Genomic DNA, 2,188 nt, shown 5'->3' on the forward strand with positions numbered 1-2,188 from the left:
TGCACCCTTTTTATACAGCTTACTAAAATCGACTTTCTTTAGTTTAAACTTCATCGTTAAGGCGCTTGATTTACCTAGTTCAACCAAGGAAATCGAACCATCTGAAGTCACTACGTACAATGAGCCTTTAGCAAAGCTATTTGCTTCTTCAGCAATAAATACGTACAAATTGCCTGAGTTAGCGTCGTGAGAGTAAACGGTTTTATTGTCTGGCATCACGAGATAGGAACTCGCGAATAAACGACCAGCTGCATACACTTTTATCTGTTTCGCATTGCCCTTTTCATCCAGAACAATGACCTCATTCAACCACCCATATTGGTATGGTTTGACAAGGTCACTGTTACCTTTGAAGTATGGATTAAAGACACTAGCAAACTCTTCACTATATCTAGCATCTATCATTTTATACTCTGAAAATGTAAGCGTATTCCAAGCTGTTTTACTTAGCTGTGTCGCTGAGTGCACACCACCGATCGTTCCGAGAGACATACTACTGGTGTCAGTTAAAAGGCTGGACTCGTCATTGTATTGGCTTAGGTAAACCCCACCAATGTCATGATCGAAGATGTCTACCCTAAACTGACGGTTACCAACTGTAAGCTCAGCATTGTTCGCTGAAGCTTCATATATCAAGGGCTCCCCCTCCAGCAATAAAGGGTCATTCTGAACATCTCTGGCTAAGCCAAAAATATGTTTGCCGACAACTTTGCCCACCTTCAGCTCACTAGAAGATTCGGCTGCTGCGCAGAGTGTAGCGCCAAGGCAGCAAGCCAACAGCGCGAGAGTTCTAAATTTACTAATCACTTTTAACTTAAGCATTGCGTATATCATCTCACCTTAAAACTTCATCGAGAAACCAACAGTTGCGGAACGTCCCGGACTTTCAAGGTTGGCAACTTGACCTCCCTGAAGTGTTTCCTCATCTTGATCAAGAAGATTCTTAATCTTGAGAGAAACGGTATAACCAATTTTTTTCTCTTGTTCATCATAGGTATCGTTTAAGCCCCACTTCACAACAAAGTCCAAGCGCTGGAATGGTTGTTCGTAGGCATCCGCAACACCATCTACACCCAATGCAGAAATACGCTTACCATAGACATTGTAAAGAAACATCGCACTTCTTCTTGTAAAGAAATTATCGTAACCGAACTTTATATTGGTCACATAAGGAGACTGACCCTGCATGGCTCGATCGTTTGTAGTCAGTCCGTAGGAATCAATATCAGACTGATTAAGCTGCACTTCAGAGTGAATCCAAGCGTAGTTTCCTTCTACGAAGTAATGTTCAAGATCACCCAATAGACCATCCAAACTTTTTCTAAAGCCAAGCTCAAATCCGAAGCTATCGGCACCTTCAGCATTTACATACGATATTTCGATATCCTCATCTGGCACCGACCTAACTGTTTCAATCGGGTTGGTGAAGCTCTTTGTGAACAGTCCAAAGGATAAGAACTCGTCAAAACTTGGAAACCACTCATATTTAAAGTCGATATTGGTAATTTCGGTATACTTAAGATCAGGGTTTCCTCGAACGACATAATCAGTTTCAGGATCTTTATAACGCGTTGGGCTAAATTCTCTGAAGTCAGGTCGCGTAAGCGTATTGCTGTAGGCAAAACGGAACTGATGCTCGTCTGAGACCCTAAAAGTGGCACCAAAGAAAGGGAGTGTGTCTGACGTTTCAAGACTGTAGGACTCCTGACTATCTTCTTCTATCCCTACTTCAAGGTCTTGCGTTGACTGCTCTTGCCTGAAACCAAAATTCAAATCCAGTGCATTGAATGGTGAAATCAAAGCATTAACATAAAAAGCAACCAAACTCTGTTCAGCAAGGTAGGCATCTTCTTGACGGTAATTACTTGTTAAATCAAGTCGATCTGTGACTGCTAAGCTATCAACCAAAATATCATCGATTGCTCGCGTATCATCCTCAATGGGATTGTAGGAAAACTTGAAACGCCTGTTATCCAGGGTACGTTCCTTACTTAAGAAATAAGAACCCCAACTAATTTTATTGTCCTGACCATTGAGCGTAAACGGCAAGGAAGCATCCGCTCGAAAATTCAAAACTTCATCTTCAAGGTTTGAGTATTGATAAAACATTTTGTTTTTATCAATCGCAAGCCCGCTGCCAGAATTCGACTCTTTGTAAACATATTCAAAAGTACCGGGCTCTAAACGC

At 41.6% G+C, this 2,188-nt stretch carries 1 protein-coding gene and 1 pseudogene; both read right to left on the reverse strand.

All coding sequences use genetic code 11. The annotated features are described in order from the left end of the window. Positions 1-822, reverse strand: a pseudogene (locus A3757_RS17445) (hypothetical protein); the annotation flags it as partial. An 18-nt stretch (positions 823-840) separates the two neighbouring features. Further along, positions 841-2,188: TonB-dependent receptor domain-containing protein (locus A3757_RS26940; RefSeq protein WP_197470104.1), on the reverse strand; the 1,348-nt coding region annotated here is incomplete at its 5' end.

This window comes from Oleiphilus sp. HI0117, assembly GCF_001635235.1.